Genomic DNA, 20,079 nt, shown 5'->3' on the forward strand with positions numbered 1-20,079 from the left:
GGCCCGTCCCGTCCCGAGGGGCGAGCGAGAGCGCCGGCCCTCTCGCAGCTCAACCCAGCCGCTGCACCCCGACGACCGCGAGCAGCCGGAGCCGCTCCGCGCTGACCGTGCCGGGCGTCGCCGTGAAGACGAGCAGCCGCTGCCCGGTGTCGGCGTCGATGAGCCGCTGGCACTGCGCCTCGATCTCGCCGAGCTCGGGGTGCACGAGCACCTTCTCGGGGCCGTGGGCGACGCCCACCTCGTGGGCCGCCCAGATGCCCCGGAACTCCTCGCTCGACGACCGCAGCGCGGCGACGATGCGCTGCGCGCGCTCGGCCGTCACGGGGTCGGCCGCCGCCTGCCGCAGCTCGGCGATGAATGCGCGGCCGCGCAGGCCGTGGTCGCGCTCGGGGTAGACGGCGCGCGACGCGGGATCGGTGAACCAGCGATGCACGACGGATCGGTCGAGCCCCGTGCGCGCCGTCACGTCGCCGAACAGGGCGGCCGCCGGCGCCGTCTGCACGAGCACCTCGCCGATCGCGGACAGCACCTGCACGGGGGTGTCGGCGAGCCGATCGAGCACGCGCATGAGGCCGGGGGCCACGTGCTCGTCGAGCACCGTGCGCTGCGGCTCGAGCCCCGCGAGCCGCAGCAGGTGGTCGCGCTCGGCGCGATCGAGCCGGAGGCCGCGGGCGATCGCGGCGAGCATCTGCGTGCTCGGCTGCGTCGACCTGCCCTGCTCGATGCGCGTGAGGTAGTCGACGCTCATGAGGCACAGGGCCGCGAGCTCCTCACGGCGGAGCCCCGCGGTGCGGCGGCGGGGGCCGCGCGCCAGCCCGACGTCCTCCGGCTGCATCGCGAGCCGGCGCGAGCGCACGAAGTCGGCGAGCTGGGCGCGGTCCATGCCGCCAGTGTGCACCTCAGAGCCTCGCGCCGCCGGAGACCTCGATGCGCTGCCCCGTGACCCAGCCGGAGCGCGGATCCGCGAGCAGGGCGATCGCGCCGCCGATGTCGGTCGGCTCGCCCACGCGGCCCAGCGCCGTCATCGCGACGATGCCGCGCCGGTACGCCTCGTCGTCGCGGATCATCCCGCCGGCGAAGTCGGTCGCCGTCGGGCCGGGTGCGATCGCGTTGACGGTGATGCCGCGGTGCCCGAGCTCGGCGGCCCAGGAGCGCGTCAGCGACTCGACGGCCGCCTTCATCGCGCCGTAGACCGACATGCCGGGTGCCGTGAACCGCGCGAGGCCGCTCGAGAGCGTGATGATGCGGCCGCCGTCCGCGATGAGCGGCTCGAGCGCCTGCGTCAGCAGCACGACGCCCTTGACGTGGACGTCGAACAGCTGCTGCACCGCGTCCTCGTCGATCGCGCCGAGCGGGGTGCGGCCGGCGACGCCGGCGTTCTGCACGAGCACCCCGAGCCGGTCGCCGCCGAGCGACGCGAGGGCGTCCGGCAGCGCGGTCGCGAACGCGCCGACGGATGCGCCGTCCGCTGCGTCGAGCTGCAGGGCGACCGCGCGCCGGCCTGTCGCGACCACGCGGTCGACGACCTCCGCCGCCTGCGACTGGCCCGTGCGGTAGGTGATGACGATGTCGTGGCCGCTGTCGGCGAGGGCGAGCGCCGCGGCTCGGCCGAGCCCGCGGCTGCCGCCGGTGATGAGTGCGATGGGCATGTGCGTCCTCCTCCGCCGGGGACGCTCCCCGGCGGGATCGAGCATCGACCGATCCTCCCGCGGCAGCCAGGGCGCGACCATCGGGGGAGCGGCGCTCCCAGGCTGCTAGCTGCGCCCCATGCGCGAGTAGGCGCCGAGCACGAGCCGCTCGGAGTCGATGAGGTAGCGCTCGAGCGCGTCGGCCGCCGCCTCCGGGCCGTCGCCGGTGAGCGCCTCGAGCACGGCGCGATTGCGCGCCACGAACGGTCGGTGCAGCGACTCCGGGTCGTCGATCGCGAGGAAGGCGAGCCGCAGCTCCGCGGCCAGCTGGCCGTGCGAGCGCTCGAGCCTCGGACTGTCGGAGAGGGCGATGAGCGCGCGGTGGAAGGCCATGTTCGCGGTGCCGACCGTCACCCAGTCGCCCGCCTCGACCGCCGACTCGCCGCGCTCGAGCGCGAGCCGCATCACGGCGACGCCCGGATGCAGCGGGGACGCGGCGCGCAGCACACCGCACTCGATGAGTCGCCTGGCGCGGTAGATGTCGATGACGTCGGCGGTCGAGGGGGAGGCGACCGAGACGCCGCGGTGGGGCACGTGCTCGACGAGCCCGTGCTGGGCGAGCACGCGGAAGGCCTCGCGCAGGGTGTTGCGCGAGACGCCGAGCTGCGCCGCGAGCGCAGCCTCCGACAAGCGAGCGCCGGGCTCGAAGTCGCCCGCGATGATCTGCTCGCGCAGCACGTCGGCGAGCGAGGGAGCGGGCTGGAGCATGGCTCGATCGTAGGGGCACCGCAACGTGCTCGAAACACGATCGACGCAGATTGTTCAACAATCTGCGCCAGTCTGCCCTACGATGATGGTGCTCTCGGTCGCGCGTCCGCGAACGGAGGGCCCACCGATGGAGATGGGAACCGCGATGTCCGACGCACAGCAGGCCACCGAGTCCGAGCCCGACGCGAAGCAGAAGGCGAAGGCGTTCGCGAGGAGCCGCAGGGGCCCGATCCTCGGCGCCATCTTCCTGATGGCGACCTCGGCGATCGGCCCGGGGTTCATCACGCAGACCGCGACCTTCACGGCCACGCTCGGCGCCGCGTTCGCGTTCGCCATCCTCGTCTCGGTGCTCATCGACTTCGCCGTGCAGATGAACATCTGGCGCATGATCACCGTCTCCGGCAAGCGCGCCGGCGACCTCGCGAACGACGCGGTGCCGTACTCCGGCCACGTGCTCGCCGTCCTCATCGTCATCGGCGGGCTCGCGTTCAACATCGGCAACATCGCCGGCGGCGGGCTCGGCCTCAACGCCCTGCTCGGCATCGATCCCAAGATCGGCGGGCTCCTCACCGGCCTGCTCGCGATCGGCATCTTCCTGTTCAAGAAGGCGGGCCGCGCGGTCGACCTCACCGTGATGGTGCTCGGCCTCGGCATGATCCTCATGACGGTCGTCGTCGCGATCGCCTCGGCCCCGCCGGTCGGCGAGGCGCTGCGGCAGACCTTCGTGCCCGACACGATCAACTTCGCCACCATCACGACGATCGTCGGCGGCACGGTGGGCGGCTACATCACGTACGCGGGCGCGCACCGCTACCTCGAGTCGGGCCTCACCGGGACCGACCACATCAAGGGCGTCCACCGCGCCTCGATGCAGGGCATCCTCGTCACCGGCATCATGCGCTACGTGCTCTTCCTCGCGATCCTCGGCGTCGTCGCCTCGGGCGTCGCGCTCGACGTCTCGGGCCAGGCCGCCAACCCGGCGGCGCAGGCGTTCGGCGTCGTGCTCGGCGACGCGGGCATCCGCATCTTCGGCTTCATCTTCTGGGCCGCGGCGCTCACGTCGGTGATCGGCGCCGCCTACACCTCGGCGACGTTCCTCTCGGTCTTCTCGAAGCGGCTCGCGGGCGGCTGGCCGCTGCAGCTCGCGACGGTCGCCTTCATCCTCGTCTCGCTGCTCGTCTTCGCGCTCATCGGCACCGCCCCGGCCGCGCTGCTCGTCTTCGTCGGCGGCTTCAACGGGCTGATCCTGCCGATCGGCCTGTCGATCTTCATGTACATCGGCTGGTTCCGGCAGCGCGACGTCCTGGGCGGCTACCGCTACCCGAAGTGGCTGCTCATCGTCGGCACGATCGCGACCCTGCTGAGCTTCTGGATGGGCGCGAACTCGATCGGCCCGATCTTCGCCTTCCTCGGCATGGGGGCGTGAGCATGAGCACCATCGACCTCAACTCCGACCTCGGCGAGAACGTGCCGGACCGCGTCGTCGGCGACGACGAGGCGATGCTGCGCGTCGTCACGAGCGCCAACGTGTCGTGCGGGTTCCACGCCGGCAGCCCCGAGGGCATCCGGGCGACGCTCGAGGCGGCGGTCGCGAACGGCGTCGCGATCGGCGCGCATCCCGGCTACCGCGACTACGAGGGCTTCGGGCGCCTCGCGCGAGACGTGGACTCCGCCACCCTGCAGGCGCACGTCGAGTACCAGCTCGGCGCGCTGCAGGCGCTCGCGGGCGCCGTCGGCGGCATGGCCGTCTACGTCAAGCCGCACGGCGCGCTCTACAACACGATCGCCCGCGACGAGCGGCAGGCGAAGGACGTCGTCGCCGCGATCCGCGCGGTCGACCCGTCGCTCGTGCTGCTCGGGCTCGCCGGCGGCGTCGTGCTCGACGTCGCCGAGCGCGCGGGGCTCGAGACCGCCGCCGAGGCGTTCGCCGACCGCGCCTACACGCCCGAGGGTCTGCTCGTCTCGCGCACCGAGCCGGGCTCGGTGCTGCACGACCCGGCGCTCGTCGCGGCGCGGATGGTGCGGCTCGCGCACGAGGGCGTCATCGAGGCGGTGGACGGCACCGACGTCGCGGTGCGCGCGGAGTCGATCTGCGTGCACGGCGACAGCGCGGGCGCGATCGCGATGGCCGAGGCGACGCGCGCGGCGCTCGAGGCGGCGGATGTGACGATCGCACCCTTCGCGGGGACCGCGCGATGAGCGCCAGGGGGATGAGGGCCAGCGCGACTGCGGCGCAGCTCGCCGAGGCGCGCGAGGCGCGCGCCTCCTACCGCGCGGGCACCGTCGTGCCCACGAGCGGCGTCGCGCACGGCCTCGTGCAGGCGAACCTCATCGCCGTGCCCGCCGACTGGGCGTTCGAGACGCTGCTGTTCGCGCAGCGCAACCCGAAGCCGATGCCCGTGCTCGAGGTGCTCGAGGCGGGGCGCGTCGAGTCGCGGCTCGCGCCGGGGAGCGACGTCCGCACCGACATCCCCGCGTACCGCATCTGGCGAGACGGCGAGCTCGCCGAGGAGACGGCCGACGCGAGCGCCGCGTGGGTCGAGCATCCCGACCTCGTCTCGTTCCTCATCGGCTGCTCGTTCACGTTCGAGGCGGGGCTCGTCGACGCGGGCATCCCCATCCGCCACCGGGAGGCGGGGCGCAACGTGCCGATGTACCGCACGAGCACCGCGTGCGCGAGCGCCGGGCGGCTCGGCGGCGAGCTCGTGGTCTCGATGCGGCCCATCCCGGCGGGGAGGGTCGCCGACGCGGTCGGCATCTCGGGCCGCTACCCGGCCGTGCACGGCGCGCCCGTGCACGTCGGCGATCCCTCGTCGCTCGGCATCGCCGACCTCGACGCGCCCGACTTCGGCGACCCGCCCGCGCTGCAGGACGGCGACGTGCCCGTGTTCTGGGCGTGCGGCGTGACGCCGCAGGCCGCGATCATGGCGTCGCGCCCGCCGTTCGCGGTGACGCACGCGCCGGGGCACATGTTCGTCACCGACGTGCCGGACGCCGAGTTCCTCCGGTGACGGGCTCGCCGACGCGCGTGCTGCCCGCGGCCGACACCGCGCTGCTGCTCGAGGCCGCCGACCTCGACGCGGCGATGCGCCTGCTACCCGCGCTGCGCGACGCGGCGCTCCCCGGCGTCACCGAGCTCGTGCCCGCCGCGCGCACCGTGCTCGTGCGCTTCGACCCGACGCTCGTCGCGGCCGACGTGCTCGCGGAGCGGCTCCTCGCGGTCGAGCCCGCTGAGGCGGCGGCCGCGAGCGACCACGTCGTCACGATCCCCGTGCGCTACGACGGCGAGGACCTCGACGAGGTCGCGCGACTCCTCGGCGTGCCGGCAGACGAGCTCGTCGCCCGCCACCAGGCGGCGACCTGGACGGTCGCGTTCACCGGCTTCGCCCCCGGCTTCGGCTACCTCGTCGGCGACGACCCGCTCTTCGACGTGCCGCGCCGCTCGTCGCCGCGCACGCGCATCCCCGCCGGCTCGGTCGCCCTCGCCGGCCGCTTCTCGGGCGTGTACCCGAAGGAGAGCCCGGGCGGCTGGCAGCTCATCGGTCGCACCGACACCGCGATGTGGGACCTCGAGCGGCAGCCGCCGGCGCTCCTCGCGCCCGGCGCGACCGTGCGCTTCGAGCGCGTTGAGCGAGCGCTCGCGACCATCGCGCCGGCCGAGCGCGAGCCGGTGCTCGCCGAGCACGCGATCGAGGTCGAGCGCCCGGGGCTCCAGCTGCTCGTGCAGGACCTCGGCAGGCCGGGACTCGCGGCGCAGGGCGTCGCGGCCTCGGGCACCGCCGACCGCACGGCGCTCCGCGAGGCGAACCGCGCCGTCGGCAACGCTCCCGGCGAGGCGGGGCTCGAGCTCGCGGGCGGCGGCGCGACCCTGCGCTTCCGCGGCGCGGCCGTCGTCGCCCTGACCGGCGCGCTCGTCGACGCGTCCATCGAGGGCGCGACGGCGCAACCGGTCGAGCACGGCCGGGCGATCGCGGTCGACGACGGCGACGCGCTGCGCATCGGCGCGGTGCGCGACGGCATGCGGGCGCTGCTCGCCGTGCGCGGCGGCATCGCGCTCGAGCCCGTGCTCGGGAGCCTCGCGACCGACACGCTCGCCCACCTCGGCCCAGCGCCGCTCGCCGCGGGCGACGTGCTGCCGCTGCGCGGACCCGCCGCGGGCATCGCCGCCGTCGAGCGCACGCGCGCACCGCGCATCCCGCTGCCGACGGCGGGGGAGGAGACCGTGCTCGAGATCGTGCTGGGCCCGCGCACCGAGTGGTTCACCGGCGACGCGCTCGAGCACCTCACGGGCCAGCCGTGGACGGTCTCGGCCCGCTCCGACCGGGTGGGCGTGCGGCTCGAGGGCGCCGTGCCGCTCGAGCGCGCCCGCGCCGGCGAGCTCGAGAGCGAGGGCGCGGTCACCGGCGCCATCCAGGTGCCGCCCGACGGCCAGCCCGTGCTCTTCCTGCCCGACCATCCGCTCACGGGCGGCTACCCGATCATCGGCGCGGTCGTCGACCGCGACCTCGACCTCGCGGGCCAGCTCCCGCCGGGCGCCCGCATCCGGTTCCGCGTCGCGGCACCGTCATCGTCACCATCCGGAAGGACCTCGTGGACACGATCCTGATCGCCAACCGCGGCGAGATCGCCGTGCGCATCGCTCGCGCGTGCGCCGAGGCCGGCTACCGCTCGGTCGCCGTCTACGCCGACCAGGACGCAGACGCGATGCACGTGCGGCACGCCGACGCGGCGTTCGCCCTGGGCGGCTCGACGGCGGCAGAGACGTACCTGAGCATCGACGCGCTGCTCGAGGCCGCCCGCGCGAGCGGCGCCGACGCCGTGCACCCCGGCTACGGCTTCCTCTCCGAGAGCGCCGCGTTCGCGCGCGCGGTCGAGGATGCGGGACTCACCTGGATCGGACCGAGCGCCGACAGCATCGACGCGCTCGGCGACAAGGTGACCGCCCGGCGCATCGCGCAGCAGGCGGGCGCGCCGCTCGCCGCCGGCACCGACCGCCCGCTCGCCGACGCCGACGAGGCCGTCGCGTTCGCGCGCGAGCACGGGCTGCCCGTCGTCGTCAAGGCGGCGTTCGGCGGCGGCGGCCGCGGGCTCAAGGTCGCCCGCACGATCGACGAGGTGCCGGATGCGTTCCACTCGGCCACGCGCGAGGCCGTCGCGGCGTTCGGTCGCGGCGAGTGCTTCATCGAGCGCTTCCTCGAGCGGCCGCGCCACATCGAGGCGCAGGTGCTCGGCGACGGCCGCGGCGGCGTCGTGGTGGTCGGCGACCGCGACTGCTCGCTGCAGCGGCGCAGCCAGAAGCTCGTCGAGGAGGCGCCGGCGCCCGGGCTGAGCGACGCGCAGCGAGCGCGCATCCACGAGGCCTCGCGCGACATCTGCGCCGCCGTCGACTACCGCGGCGCCGGCACCGTCGAGTTCCTGCTCGCGGCCGACGGCACCATCTCGTTCCTCGAGGTGAACACGCGGCTGCAGGTCGAGCACCCCGTCACCGAGGCCGTCACGGGCGTCGACCTCGTGCGCGAGCAGCTGCGCATCGCCGAGGGCCTCGGCCCGTCGATCAGCGCGACGCCGGCGCCGGTCGGCCACGCGATCGAGCTGCGCCTCAACGCCGAGGACCCGGGCCGCGGGTTCCTGCCGAGCCCCGGTCGCGTCACGGCGCTGCGCGTGCCCGCGGGACCGGGCGTGCGCTGGGACGCCGGCGTCGAGGTCGGCGATGCGGTCGAGGCTGCCTTCGACTCGCTCGCGGCGAAGCTCATCGTCCACGCGCCCGACCGCGATGCCGCGCTCCTTCGGCTGCGGCGCGCGCTCGGCGAACTCGAGGTCGAGGGCATCGCCACGGTCGCGCCGTTCGCGCTCGCGCTGCTCGACGAGCCCGACTTCTCGACCCAGGGCTTCGCCGTCTCGACCCAGTGGATCGAGACCGAGCTCATGCCGCGCCTCGAGCCGCAGCTGCGGCCCGCGCCGTCGCCCGCGAGCGCGCTGCGACGGGTGCCGATCGAGATCGACGGCCGTCGCGTCGTGCTCGGGCTGCCGGCCGCGCTGCTCGCCGAAGCGGGTCGGGTCGGCGCCGGCGCACCCGCGGCCGCGGAGCCCGAGGCGGATGCGGGCGCGCTGCGGTCGCCCGTGCCCGGCACCGTCGTCAGCTGGCTCGTCGCGCCCGGCACCGCGGTCGAGGAGGGCCAGGAGGTGGTCGTGCTCGACGCCATGAAGATGGAGACGAGGGTCGCGGCGCACCGAGCCGGCACGCTCGAGCGCGCGGTCGAGGAGGGCGCGAGCGTCGCGGTCGACGAGACCCTCGCGCGCATCTCCGGCTGAGCCCACGGCGAACGCGCGGGGTGCATGTCAGTGGCCGCTCGTAGACTCGACAGGTGACATCCACGATCCCCACCACCACCTCGAGCTCGGCAGAGCTGCACGTCCGCGGTGCCCGCGAGCACAACCTCAAGGACGTCGACCTGCGCATCCCGCGCGACGCGCTCGTGGTGTTCACCGGCCTCTCGGGATCGGGCAAGTCGTCGCTCGCGTTCGACACGATCTTCGCCGAGGGTCAGCGCCGCTACGTCGAGTCGCTGTCGGCGTACGCGCGCCAGTTCCTCGGGCAGGTCGACCGGCCCGACGTCGACTTCATCGAGGGCCTGAGCCCCGCGGTGTCGATCGACCAGAAGTCGACGAACCGCAACCCGCGCTCGACGGTCGGCACCATCACCGAGGTGCACGACTACATGCGCCTGCTGTGGGCGCGCATCGGCGTGCCGCACTGCCCCGTGTGCGGCGAGCGCATCCAGCGCCAGACCGTGCAGCAGATCGCCGACGAGCTCATGGACCTGCCGGAGCGCACCCGCTTCCAGATCCTCGCGCCGGTCGTGCAGCAGAAGAAGGGCGAGTTCGCCGACCTGCTGCGCAACCTCGTCGCGACCGGCTACTCGCGCGCCGTCATCGACGGCGAGCTCGTGCAGCTCGCCGACGCGCCCGCGCTCAAGAAGCAGGTGAAGCACGACATCGCCGTCGTCGTCGACCGCATGGTCGCCGAGCCCGGCATGCTCTCGCGGCTCACCGACTCGCTCGAGACGGGCCTCCGGCTCGCCGACGGCCTCGTCACGATCGACTACGTCGACCTCGACGACGACGCCGACGACCGTCGCCGCATCTTCAGCGAGAAGCTGTCGTGCCCGAACCGTCACCCGGTCGCGCTCACCGAGATCGAGCCGCGCACGTTCTCGTTCAACGCGCCGTTCGGCGCGTGCCCCGAGTGCACCGGCATCGGCACCCGCATGGCCGCCGACCCCGACCTCGTGATCGCCGACGAGGCGCTGTCGCTGCGCGAGGGCGCGATCCTGCCGTGGACGCAGTCGGGCAAGGGCCTGTACACCTACTTCGAGCGCCTGCTCGGCGGCCTCGCGAGCGAGCTCGGCTTCTCGCTCGACACCCCGTGGAGCGAGCTCGACGGCGACGTGCGCCAGGTGATCCTGCACGGCACCGAGGGCAACGTCATGGTGCAGTGGCGCAACCGCTACGGCCGCCAGCTGCGCTACGCCTCGGGCTACGAGGGCGTCATGCCCTACATCCAGCGGAAGCACGCCGAAGCCGACAGCGACTGGGTTCGCTCGAAGCACGGCGAGTTCCTGCGCGAGGTGCCGTGCCCCGAGTGCGGCGGCGCGCGACTGCGCCCCGAGGTGCTCGCGGTGCTCGTGCACGGCAGCTCGATCGCGCGGGTCTCCGACCTGAGCCTCGAGGAGGCGCACGCCTTCATGCACGGCCTCGAGCTCGACGAGCGCGAGTCGACGATCGCCGCGGCGGTGCTGCGCGAGATCCGCGCGCGGCTCGACTTCCTCATCCGGGTCGGCCTCGGCTACCTGTCGCTCTCGCGCGCGGCGGCGACGCTCTCGGGCGGCGAGGCGCAGCGCATCCGGCTCGCGACGCAGATCGGCGCGGGCCTCACGGGCGTGCTCTACGTGCTCGACGAGCCGTCGATCGGCCTCCACCAGCGCGACAACCGCAAGCTCATCGGCACGCTCGAGGCGCTGCGCGACCTCGGGAACACGCTCATCGTCGTCGAGCACGACGAGGACACCATCCGCACGGCCGACTGGGTCGTCGACATCGGTCCCGGCGCGGGCGAGCAGGGCGGCGAGGTCGTGCACTCCGGCAGCTACGAGGACCTTCTCGCGCACCCGACGTCGCTCACCGGCGCCTACCTCTCGGGGCGCGAGACGATCCCGACGCCCTCGGTGCGCAGGCCGATCGACCCCGACCGGATGCTGCGGGTCGAGGGAGCGCGCGCGAACAACCTGCAGAACGTCTCGGTCGACATCCCGCTCGGCGTCTTCGTCGCCGTCACGGGCGTCTCCGGCTCCGGCAAGTCGACGCTCGTGAACGACATCCTCCACAAGGTGCTCGCGAACGCGCTCAACGGCGCCCGCCAGGTGCCCGCGAAGCACACGCGCGTCACGGGCCTCGGCCACCTCGACAAGGTGATCCACGTCGACCAGGGCCCGATCGGCCGCACCCCGCGGTCGAACCCCGCGACCTACACGGGTGTCTTCGACAAGATCCGCAACCTCTTCGCCGACACCGCCGAGGCGAAGGCCCGCGGCTACCTCGCGGGCCGGTTCTCGTTCAACGTCAAGGGCGGGCGCTGCGAGGCGTGCCAGGGCGACGGCACGCTCAAGATCGAGATGAACTTCCTGCCCGACGTCTACGTCGAGTGCGAGGTGTGCCACGGCGCGCGCTACAACCGCGACACGCTGTCGGTGCACTACAAGGGCAAGTCGATCGCGCAGGTGCTGCAGATGCCGATCGAGGAGGCGGCCGAGTTCTTCGCCCCCATCTCGTCGATCCACCGGTACCTCAAGACGCTCGTCGACGTCGGCCTCGGCTACGTGCGGCTCGGCCAGGCCGCGACGACGCTCTCCGGCGGCGAGGCGCAGCGCGTGAAGCTCGCGACGGAGCTCCAGCGCCGCACCTCGGGCCGCGCGATCTACGTGCTCGACGAGCCCACGACCGGCCTGCACTTCGACGACGTGCGCAAGCTGCTCGAAGTGCTCGACGGCCTCGTCGAGAAGGGCAACACCGTGCTGACGATCGAGCACTCGCTCGACGTCATCAAGTCGGCGGACTGGGTCATCGACCTGGGCCCCGAGGGCGGCTCCGGCGGCGGCACGATCGTCGCGACCGGCACCCCGGAGGAGGTGGCGGAGGTCGCGGAGAGCTACACGGGCGGATTCCTGAAGGAGATGCTGGGCGCGGTCGCGCGATGAGCGGCGACGGCGCGTCGCACGAGGGCTCCTCGCGACCGGCCGTGACCGGGGCACCGAAGCCGCGGCCGTCACGGACCGTCGCGTACAAGCCGGCGCCGGGCACCATCCCGACCGCTCCCGGCGTCTACCGGTTCCGCGACGAGCACGAGCGCGTGCTCTACGTCGGCAAGGCCAAGAACCTGCGCCAGCGGCTCTCGAACTACTTCCAGCCGCTCGAGGCGCTGCACGAGCGCACCCGACGGATGGTGCTCACGGCCGTGCGCGTCGAGTGGACGATCGTCGCGACCGAGTACGAGGCGCTCCAGCTCGAGTTCACCTGGATCAAGGAGTTCGAGCCGCCGTTCAACGTGCAGTTCCGCGACGACAAGTCGTACCCGTACCTCGCGGTGACGATGGGCGACGACGTGCCGCGAGCGCTCATCACGCGCAACCGCGGCATGCGCGGCGCGCGCTACTTCGGGCCGTACACGAAGGTGTGGGCCATCCGCGAGACGCTCGACCTGCTGCTCAAGGCCTTCCCGATGCGCTCGTGCAGCCAGTCGATCTACGACCGCGCGGAGCGCACCGGCAGGCCGTGCCTGCTCGGCGACATCGGCAAGTGCTCGGCGCCGTGCGTCGGCCGCGTCACGCACGAGGAGCACCGCGCGACGGCGAACGACCTCGTCACGTTCATGAACGGCGGCGACCAGGACTTCGTCGACCGCGTGCGCGAGCAGATGCAGCGCGCGAGCGCGCGGCTCGAGTTCGAGCGCGCCGCGCGACTGCGCGACCAGCTCGCCGCGCTCGAGACGGTGCTCTCGCGCACGAGCGTCGTGCTCGCCGACGGGGTCGACGCCGACGTGTTCGGCCTCGTCCACGACGAGCTGAGCGCGGCCGTGCACCTGTTCGCGGTGCGCGGCGGACGCATCCGCGGCACGAAGTCGTGGGTCGTCGACACCGAGATCGACCTCACCGACGGCGAGCTCGCCACCCAGGTGCTGCGCATCGCGTACGACGGGGGCGACCCGCCGGCGCGCGAGGTGCTGCTGCCGAAGCAGCCCGACGCCGTGCCCGAGGTCGAGGCCTGGCTCACCGATCGGCGCGCCGACCACGGCCTCGGCGGCCGCGTCGCGGTGCGCGTGCCGCAGCGCGGCGAGAAGCGCCGGCTCGCCGACTCGGCGGCGGTGAACGCCGCGCACGCGCTGCAGGTGTCGCGCACGAAGCGCACGAGCGACTACGTCACGCGCACGCAAGCGCTCGCCGACCTGCAGGAGGCGCTCGGCATGACCGAGGCGCCGCTGCGCATCGAGTGCTTCGACGTCTCGCACCTCGGCGGCACGGGCGTCGTCGCCTCGATGGTCGTGTTCGAGGACGGGCTGCCGCGCAAGGACCAGTACCGCCGGTTCGCGATCGCGCAGACGACCGACGACACCGACTCGATCTTCCAGGTCATGACCCGGCGGGCGCGGTACCTCGTCGAGGGCGATCCCGACGACACCGGCTCGCGCTTCGCGTACGCGCCGCAGCTGCTGCTCGTCGACGGCGGCAAGCCGCAGGTGCAGGCGGCGCAGCGCGCCCTCGACGACGCCGGCGTGCGCGGCATCGCCCTCGCGGGCATCGCGAAGCGGCTCGAGGAGCTGTGGCTGCCCGGAGAGGAGTTCCCGGTGATCCTGCCCCGCTCGAGCGAGGCGCTGTACCTCGTGCAGCGGCTCCGCGACGAGGCGCACCGCGTCGCGATCAGCTACCAGCGGCAGAAGCGCTCGAGCGCGATCGAGTCGCAGCTGAGCGGCATCCCCGGCCTCGGCCCCAACCGCGTGCGCGCGCTGCTCAAGCACTTCGGGTCGGCGAAGCGCGTGCGCGAGGCGAGCGCCGAGCAGCTCCGCGAGGTCGCCGGCGTCGGTCCCGCGCTCGCCGAGGCGATCGCACGAGCCCTGGGCTCGGGGCCGAGCGGTGCCGATACGATGGAGGGAGCAGCCCAGCGACAGGAATCGGAAGCGTGAACGCCAGAGAGATCGTCATCATCACCGGCATGTCCGGCGCAGGGAGGACGACGGTCGCGAACGCGCTCGAGGATCTCGGCTGGTTCGTCGTCGACAACCTCCCGCCGACCATGCTGCGCGCGCTCGTCCGCACCGCGGGCGCTGGCGCCTCGACCGAGCCGAAGCTCGCGATCGTCGTCGACGTGCGCGGCGGTGCGCTCTTCGACGACGCGAAGCGCTTCGTCGAGATGCTCCGCAACGAGCAGAGCGTGCGCGTGCTCTTCCTCGAGGCGAGCGACGCCGAGCTCGTGCGCCGCTACGAGCAGGTGCGCCGCCCGCATCCGCTGCAGGGCGACGGCACGATCCTCGACGGCATCCGCACCGAGCGCACGCGGCTCGAGCCGCTGCGCGGCATGGCCGACGACCTGCTCGACACGACCGGGCTCAACCCGCACCAGCTGACCACCCGGGTGGGGGAGCGCTTCGCGCCCGGCGGCGAGCTCGAGGTGACGCTCACGGTCATGAGCTTCGGCTTCAAGTACGGGGTGCCGGTCGACGCCGACCTCATCGCCGACATGCGCTTCCTGCCCAACCCGTTCTGGGTGCCGGAGCTGCGCGGCCACGACGGCACCGAATCCGTCGTGTCCGACTACGTGCTCGAGCAGCGCGGCGCGGCGGAGTTCGCCGACCGCTACCTCGAGGCGCTCAGCCCCGTGCTCGAGGGCTTCGCCCGCGAGAACAAGCTGCACGCCGTGCTCGGCGTCGGCTGCACGGGCGGCAAGCACCGCTCGGTCGCGATGGCCGAGCACCTGGGCAAGCGCCTCTCGGGCCGACCCGGCCTGCGGGTCGCCGTGAAGCACCGAGACCTGGGGCGCGAATGACGAGAGGAGCCGGCGTGACACTCACCGACGACGTCAAGGAGGAGCTCGCGCGGGTGCGTGTGACGCGCCCCCAGACGAAGGCGGCGGAGGTCGCGACGCTGCTGCGCTTCGCCGGCGGCCTCCACGTGATCTCGAGCCGCGTGGCGGTCGAGAGCGAGCTCGACTCCGCCGCGGTCGCGCGGCGACTGGCGCGGAGCATCCTCGAGCTCTACGGCGTGCGCGCCGAGATCGCGAAGATCTCCTCGTCGTCGAACCGCACGAGCGGCGCCTACCTCGTGCGCGTCATCGCCGAGGGCGAGACGCTCGCCCGGCAGACCGGCCTCATGGATGCGCGGCGACGGCCCGTGCGCGGCCTCCCGAACAAGGTCACGACGGGCTCGCTCGAGGACCTCGCCGGCATCTGGCGCGGCGCCTTCCTCGCGCAGGGCACGCTCTCCGATCCCGGCCGCTCGGCGGCGCTCGAGGTCGCGTGCCCCGGCAACGAGGCGGCGATGGCGCTCGTCGGTGCCGCCGGCCGGCTCGGCGTGCCCGCGAAGTCGCGCGAGGTGCGCGGCGCGCACCGCGTGGTGATCCGCGAGGGCGAGCCCATCTCGCGCATGCTCACGACCATGGGCGCGCACGAGACCGTGCAGGCGTGGGCCGAGCTGCGGCAGCGCCGCGAGGTGCGGGCGACCGCCAACCGGCTCGTGAACTTCGACGACGCGAACCTGCGGCGCAGCGCCCAGGCGGCGGTCGCGGCGAGCGCCCGCATCGAGCGAGCGCTCGAGATCCTCGGCCCGGAGGTGCCGGAGCATCTCGCGTACGCCGGCCGGCTGCGGCTCGAGCACCGCGACGCGAGCCTCGACGAGCTCGGTCACCTCGCGAGCCCGGCGATGACGAAGGACGCCGTGGCCGGGCGCATCCGCCGCCTGCTCGCGATGGCGGACCGCGCGGCACAGGACCAGGGCATCCCCGACACCGAGGCCGCGGTCCCCGACGACATCGACGTGTGAGGAGCGGCCCGCCCGCCGCTCAGCGCCGGTGGCTAGGATCGGAACGACCCACCGGCGCGTCCTCCGCGCCAGAGAGGAGAGCCAGCCATGGCCGTCTACACCCTTCCTGAGCTCCCGTACGACTACGCGGCGCTCGAGCCCCACATCTCCGCGAAGATCATGGAGCTCCACCACGACAAGCACCACAAGACCTACGTCGACGGTGCGAACACGGCGCTCGAGAAGCTCGAGGCCGCGCGCGACGCGGACGACTTCGGCGCGATCAACAAGCTCGAGAAGGACCTCGCGTTCCACCTCGGCGGGCACGCGAACCACACGGTCTTCTGGAACAACCTGTCGGGCGACGGCGGTGGCGAGCCCGAGGGCGAGCTGCAGGCAGCGATCGGCGAGTTCTTCGGCGGCTTCGGCAAGTTCCAGAGCCACTTCAGCCAGAACGCCACGGCCATCCAGGGCTCCGGCTGGTCCGTGCTCGCGTGGGACTCGGTCGGCTCGCGGCTGAACATCTTCCAGCTGTTCGACCAGCAGGGCAACATCCCCGTCGGCACGCACCCCATCCTCATGCTCGACATGTGGGAGCACGCGTTCTACCTCGACTACCTCAACGTCAAGGCGGACTACGTCAAGGCGTTCTGGAACATCGTCAACTGGCAGGACGCGCAGGCCCGCTTCGACGCGGCGAAGGCGCAGACCTCAGGTCTCATCCTCCGCTGACCCCCATCGTCACCATGTGACCGGGGCCCCGGGCACCGCGCCCGGGGCCCTTCCACCCCGAACGTCAGGAATACGCACCATGACTCTGAAGGTCGCCATCAACGGCTTCGGCCGCATCGGCCGCAACTTCGTCCGTGCAGCGCTTGCCCAGGGCGCTGACATCGACATCGTCGCGGTCAACGATCTCACCGACAACAAGACCCTCGCCCACCTGCTGAAGTACGACTCGGTCGCCGGCGTCCTCGGCGCCGAGGTCGGCTCCGACGACGGCTCGATCCACGTCGGCGACGACGAGTTCCGCGCCTTCGCCGAGAAGGATCCCGCGAAGCTGCCGTGGGGCGACCTCGGCGTCGACGTCGTGATCGAGTCGACCGGCCGCTTCACCAAGGTCGAGGACGCCTCGGCGCACCTCACCGCCGGCGCGAAGAAGGTCATCCTCTCGGCACCCGCGAAGGGCCCCGCCCCCACGTTCGTGATGGGCGTCAACCACGAGCAGTACGACCCCGAGACCGACCACGTCATCTCGAACGCCTCGTGCACGACGAACTGCCTCGCGCCGCTCGCCAAGGTCTTCCACGAGTCGTTCGGCATCGAGCGCGGCCTCATGACGACGATCCACGCCTACACGGCCGACCAGAACCTCCAGGACGGCCCCCACAGCGACCTCCGCCGCGCACGCGCGGCGGCCCTGTCGATCATCCCGACCTCGACCGGAGCGGCGAAGGCCATCGGCCTCGTGCTGCCGGAGCTGAACGGCCTGCTCGACGGCTACGCCCTGCGCGTGCCGGTGCCGACCGGCTCGATCACCGACCTCACGGTGCAGACGCGCGACGGCCTGACGGTCGAGGAGGTCAACGCGGCCTACCGCGCGGCCGCCGAGTCGGGACCGCTCAAGGGCTACCTGCAGTACACCGACGAGCCGATCGTCTCGGCCGACATCGTCGGCAACCCGTTCTCGTCGATCTTCGACTCCGGCCTCACGAAGGTGATGGGCGACCAGGTGAAGATCTCGAGCTGGTACGACAACGAGTGGGGCTACTCCTGCCGCCTCGTCGACCTCGCCGCGCTCGTGGGCTCGAAGCTCTGATCCGCATGGCGATCCGCACGCTCGACGCCCTCGGCGACCTCTCCGGCCGGACCGTACTCATCCGCTGCGACTTCAACGTGCCGCTGCAGGACGGGAAGATCACTGACGAGGGCCGCATCGTCGCGTCGCTGCCCACCCTCCGCGCCCTGCTCGAGCAGGGCGCGAAGGTGGTCGCGATCTCGCACCTCGGCCGCCCGAAGGGCGCGCCCGAGGCGCAGTACTCGCTGGCGCCGGTCGCCGCGCGGCTCGGCGAGCTCCTCGGCACCGAGGTCGCGTTCGCGACCGACACGGTCGGCGAGGAGGCGCAGCGCGTGCGGATCGCCCTGCAGGACGGGCAGCTCGCGCTGCTCGAGAACCTGCGCTTCGATCCTCGAGAGACCAGCAAGGACGACGAGGAGCGAGCGACGTTCGCCGCCGAGCTCGCCGCCGGGGCCGACGCGTTCGTCTCCGACGGCTTCGGCGTCGTGCACCGCGCCCAGGCGAGCGTCGTCGAGCTCGCGGGGGCGCTCCCGAGCGCCGCCGGCCTGCTCGTCGAGCGCGAGCTCGAGGTGCTGTCGCGCCTCACCGAGACGCCCGAGCGGCCGTACGCGGTCGTGCTCGGCGGCTCGAAGGTCAGCGACAAGCTCGGCGTCATCGAGCACCTGCTGCCGCGCGTCGACCGGCTGCTCATCGGCGGCGGCATGCTCTTCACGTTCCTGAAGGCGCAAGGGCACGAGGTGGCGTCGAGCCTGCTCGAGGCCGACCAGCTCGACCGCGTGCGCGAGTACATCGCCGACGCCGAGCAGCGCGGCATCGAGCTGCTGCTGCCGACGGATGTCGTGGTCGCCGCCGCGTTCGACAAGGACGCGGAGCACGAGACGGTCGCGGCCGACGCGATCGGCGGCTCGCGCTTCGGCGACGCCGGCATCGGCCTCGACATCGGCCCCGAGTCGGCGGCCGCGTTCGCGGACGCCATCCGCGGGTCGCGCACCGTCTTCTGGAACGGGCCGATGGGCGTGTTCGAGATGCCCGCGTTCGCGCACGGCACGAAGGCGATCGCGCAGGCGCTCACCGAGACCGAGGGCCTCGCCGTCGTCGGCGGCGGCGACTCCGCGGCCGCGGTGCGCCAGCTCGGCTTCGACGACACCGACTTCGGCCACATCTCGACCGGCGGCGGCGCGAGCCTCGAGTTCCTCGAGGGCGCGAGCCTGCCCGGCCTCGAGGCACTCGGATGGGAAGGACGATGATGGCGAACCGCACACCGCTCATCGCGGGCAACTGGAAGCTGAACCTCGATCACCTGCAGGCCATCGCGCTCGTGCAGAAGCTCGCGTGGACGCTGCAGGACGGCAAGCACGACCACGCCGCGGTCGAGGTGGCGGTCTTCCCGCCCTTCACCGACCTGCGGAGCGTGCAGACGCTCATCTCGGCGGAGCGCTTCGAGCTGCGCTTCGGCGCGCAGGACGTCTCGGAGCACGAGTCCGGCGCCCACACGGGCGAGATCTCAGCGTCGATGCTCGCGAAGCTCGAGTGCTCCTACGTCATCGTCGGGCACTCCGAGCGCCGGCAGGACCACGCGGAGTCTGACGCGATCGTCGGCCGCAAGGCCGCCGCGGCGCTCCGCCATGGCATCGTCCCGATCGTCTGCGTGGGGGAGACGGCCGACGACCTCGAGCAGCACGGCGCCTCCGCGGTGCCGGTGCAGCAGCTGCGCGACGTGCTCGCCGAGCTGCCCGCGACGGGCGAGATCGTCGTCGCCTACGAGCCCGTCTGGGCGATCGGCTCCGGCAAGGCCGCGACCGCCGACCAGGCGCAGCAGGTGTGCCAGGCGCTCCGCCAGGTCGTCGCCGAGGTGCGCGGCGACGAGGCGGCGGCGGCGACGCGCATCCTCTACGGCGGCAGCGTCAAGTCGGGCAACATCGCGGGCTTCATGCGCGAGCCGGACGTCGACGGCGCGCTCGTCGGCGGCGCGAGCCTCGACGCGACGGAGTTCGCGGCGATCAGCCGATTCCAGCAGCACGTCGGCACCTGAGCGGCTCGCGAGACCGGAGCACCCCTGCGAGCATCGCTGCGATAGGATGCTCCTTGGACTTCACACGCCCCGGGGAGCGACCCGGGCCGTGCATTCGGCCATCGCCGAAGAATTGAGAAGAGGGCTAGTGGAGATTCTCCAGATCATCATGCAGGTGATCCTCGGCGTCACATCCGTGCTGCTGACGCTGTTCATCCTGCTGCACAAGGGTCGCGGCGGCGGCCTGTCCGACATGTTCGGCGGCGGTGTCGGCGGGTCGCTCGGCTCGTCCGGCGTCGCGGAGCGCAACCTCAACACGATCACGGTCGTCGTGAGCCTCGCATGGCTCTCCGCGATCGTCGTGCTCGGCCTCATCACCAAGTTTGCAGGTATCTGATGGCTTCTGGCGGCAGTGCGATCCGTGGCTCCCGCGTCGGCGCGGGCCCCATGGGCGAGCAGGACCGGGGCTTCCACGCCGAGCGCGTGGCGGTCTCCTACTGGGACGCGATGGGCAACGAGACGGTCCGCTACTTCGCGGCCGACCTCCCCGAGGACGAGATCCCCGAGGTGATCGACTCCCCGTCGACCGGCCTGCCCGCGGGTCGCGACAAGGAGAACCCGCCCCAGGTGGCGAAGAACGAGCCCTACAAGACGCACCTCGCGTACGTGAAGGAGCGCCGCACCCCCGAGGAGGCGGTGCAGCTCCTCGACGAGGCGCTGCAGAAGCTCCGCGCCGCGGAAGGCCGTGGCTGACCCACGCCGTAGCCGACTCAGCTCTTCGAACGACGAAGCGGCCGCCCTCTTTCGAGA

Annotated in this window: 18 protein-coding genes; 15 read left to right on the forward strand and 3 right to left on the reverse strand. The window is 72.8% G+C overall.

Annotation, left to right across the window (positions count from 1 at the left end):
- Nucleotides 1-49: 49 nt before the first annotated feature.
- The 3 genes from ABD106_RS02535 to ABD106_RS02545 all read right to left on the reverse strand — a co-directional run bounded on the left by ABD106_RS02535 (nt 50) and on the right by ABD106_RS02545 (nt 2,396).
- The gene (locus ABD106_RS02535; RefSeq protein WP_343916967.1) at nt 50-883 is read right to left on the reverse strand and encodes a helix-turn-helix transcriptional regulator; all 834 of its coding nucleotides are present in this window, start codon (nt 881-883) and stop codon (nt 50-52) included.
- Between the two features lie 16 nt (nt 884-899).
- Nucleotides 900-1,649 (reverse strand): SDR family NAD(P)-dependent oxidoreductase, encoded by a 750-nt coding sequence (locus ABD106_RS02540; RefSeq protein WP_343916969.1) that lies wholly within the window; start codon nt 1,647-1,649, stop codon nt 900-902.
- A 105-nt stretch (nt 1,650-1,754) separates the two neighbouring features.
- Nucleotides 1,755-2,396 carry a GntR family transcriptional regulator gene (locus tag ABD106_RS02545; RefSeq protein WP_343916971.1) on the reverse strand — a complete coding sequence of 214 codons (642 nt, stop codon included), beginning with the start codon at nt 2,394-2,396 and terminating at the stop codon, nt 1,755-1,757.
- 145 nt (nt 2,397-2,541) lie between these two features.
- On the opposite strand from ABD106_RS02545, the gene ABD106_RS02550 reads away from it, so the two are divergent.
- The 15 genes from ABD106_RS02550 to ABD106_RS02620 all read left to right on the forward strand — a co-directional run bounded on the left by ABD106_RS02550 (nt 2,542) and on the right by ABD106_RS02620 (nt 20,022).
- Nucleotides 2,542-3,822 (forward strand): NRAMP family divalent metal transporter, encoded by a 1,281-nt coding sequence (locus tag ABD106_RS02550; RefSeq protein WP_343916973.1) that lies wholly within the window; start codon nt 2,542-2,544, stop codon nt 3,820-3,822.
- Nucleotides 3,823-3,824: 2 nt separating this feature from the next.
- Nucleotides 3,825-4,595, forward strand: a complete 771-nt coding sequence (locus ABD106_RS02555) for a LamB/YcsF family protein (protein WP_343916975.1) — start codon at nt 3,825-3,827, stop codon at nt 4,593-4,595.
- 11 nt (nt 4,596-4,606) lie between these two features.
- Nucleotides 4,607-5,407 carry a putative hydro-lyase gene (locus tag ABD106_RS02560; RefSeq protein WP_343916977.1) on the forward strand — a complete coding sequence of 267 codons (801 nt, stop codon included), beginning with the start codon at nt 4,607-4,609 and terminating at the stop codon, nt 5,405-5,407.
- Nucleotides 5,404-7,002: a 5-oxoprolinase subunit B/C family protein gene (locus tag ABD106_RS02565; RefSeq protein WP_343916979.1), complete on the forward strand. Its 1,599-nt coding sequence runs from the start codon at nt 5,404-5,406 to the stop codon at nt 7,000-7,002. The genes ABD106_RS02560 and ABD106_RS02565 overlap by 4 nt, the downstream gene beginning before the upstream one ends.
- Complete coding sequence (locus tag ABD106_RS02570) at nt 6,987-8,708, forward strand: acetyl/propionyl/methylcrotonyl-CoA carboxylase subunit alpha (RefSeq protein ID WP_343916981.1); 1,722 nt, start codon at nt 6,987-6,989, stop codon at nt 8,706-8,708. The genes ABD106_RS02565 and ABD106_RS02570 overlap by 16 nt, the downstream gene beginning before the upstream one ends.
- A 53-nt stretch (nt 8,709-8,761) precedes the next feature.
- Entirely contained in the window at nt 8,762-11,650 is a 2,889-nt protein-coding gene (uvrA, locus tag ABD106_RS02575; RefSeq protein WP_343916983.1) for an excinuclease ABC subunit UvrA, read from the forward strand.
- Nucleotides 11,647-13,629 (forward strand): excinuclease ABC subunit UvrC, encoded by a 1,983-nt coding sequence (gene uvrC, locus ABD106_RS02580; RefSeq protein WP_343916987.1) that lies wholly within the window; start codon nt 11,647-11,649, stop codon nt 13,627-13,629. The genes uvrA and uvrC overlap by 4 nt, the downstream gene beginning before the upstream one ends.
- A complete protein-coding gene (gene rapZ / locus ABD106_RS02585) occupies nt 13,626-14,489 on the forward strand; it encodes an RNase adapter RapZ (RefSeq protein WP_343916989.1) in 864 nt (287 codons plus the stop codon). Before uvrC ends, rapZ begins: the two co-directional genes overlap by 4 nt.
- A 14-nt stretch (nt 14,490-14,503) precedes the next feature.
- Nucleotides 14,504-15,481 carry a DNA-binding protein WhiA gene (gene whiA / locus ABD106_RS02590; protein ID WP_343916991.1) on the forward strand — a complete coding sequence of 326 codons (978 nt, stop codon included), beginning with the start codon at nt 14,504-14,506 and terminating at the stop codon, nt 15,479-15,481.
- Nucleotides 15,482-15,568: 87 nt separating this feature from the next.
- Nucleotides 15,569-16,192 (forward strand): superoxide dismutase, encoded by a 624-nt coding sequence (locus ABD106_RS02595; RefSeq protein WP_343916993.1) that lies wholly within the window; start codon nt 15,569-15,571, stop codon nt 16,190-16,192.
- Between the two features lie 79 nt (nt 16,193-16,271).
- Nucleotides 16,272-17,279: a type I glyceraldehyde-3-phosphate dehydrogenase gene (gap, locus tag ABD106_RS02600; RefSeq protein ID WP_343916995.1), complete on the forward strand. Its 1,008-nt coding sequence runs from the start codon at nt 16,272-16,274 to the stop codon at nt 17,277-17,279.
- Nucleotides 17,280-17,284: 5 nt separating this feature from the next.
- On the forward strand, nt 17,285-18,505 hold the full coding sequence (locus ABD106_RS02605) for a phosphoglycerate kinase (RefSeq protein WP_343916997.1): 1,221 nt from the start codon (nt 17,285-17,287) through the stop codon (nt 18,503-18,505).
- Nucleotides 18,502-19,290: a triose-phosphate isomerase gene (tpiA, locus tag ABD106_RS02610; RefSeq protein ID WP_343916999.1), complete on the forward strand. Its 789-nt coding sequence runs from the start codon at nt 18,502-18,504 to the stop codon at nt 19,288-19,290. Before ABD106_RS02605 ends, tpiA begins: the two co-directional genes overlap by 4 nt.
- A gap of 127 nt (nt 19,291-19,417) precedes the next feature.
- A complete protein-coding gene (gene secG, locus ABD106_RS02615; RefSeq protein ID WP_343917001.1) occupies nt 19,418-19,666 on the forward strand; it encodes a preprotein translocase subunit SecG in 249 nt (82 codons plus the stop codon).
- Nucleotides 19,666-20,022, forward strand: a complete 357-nt coding sequence (locus ABD106_RS02620; protein ID WP_343917003.1) for an RNA polymerase-binding protein RbpA — start codon at nt 19,666-19,668, stop codon at nt 20,020-20,022. Before secG ends, ABD106_RS02620 begins: the two co-directional genes overlap by 1 nt.
- Nucleotides 20,023-20,079: the final 57 nt, after the last annotated feature.

This window comes from Agrococcus citreus (assembly GCF_039527715.1).
In the GTDB taxonomy this organism is placed as follows: domain Bacteria; phylum Actinomycetota; class Actinomycetes; order Actinomycetales; family Microbacteriaceae; genus Agrococcus; species Agrococcus citreus.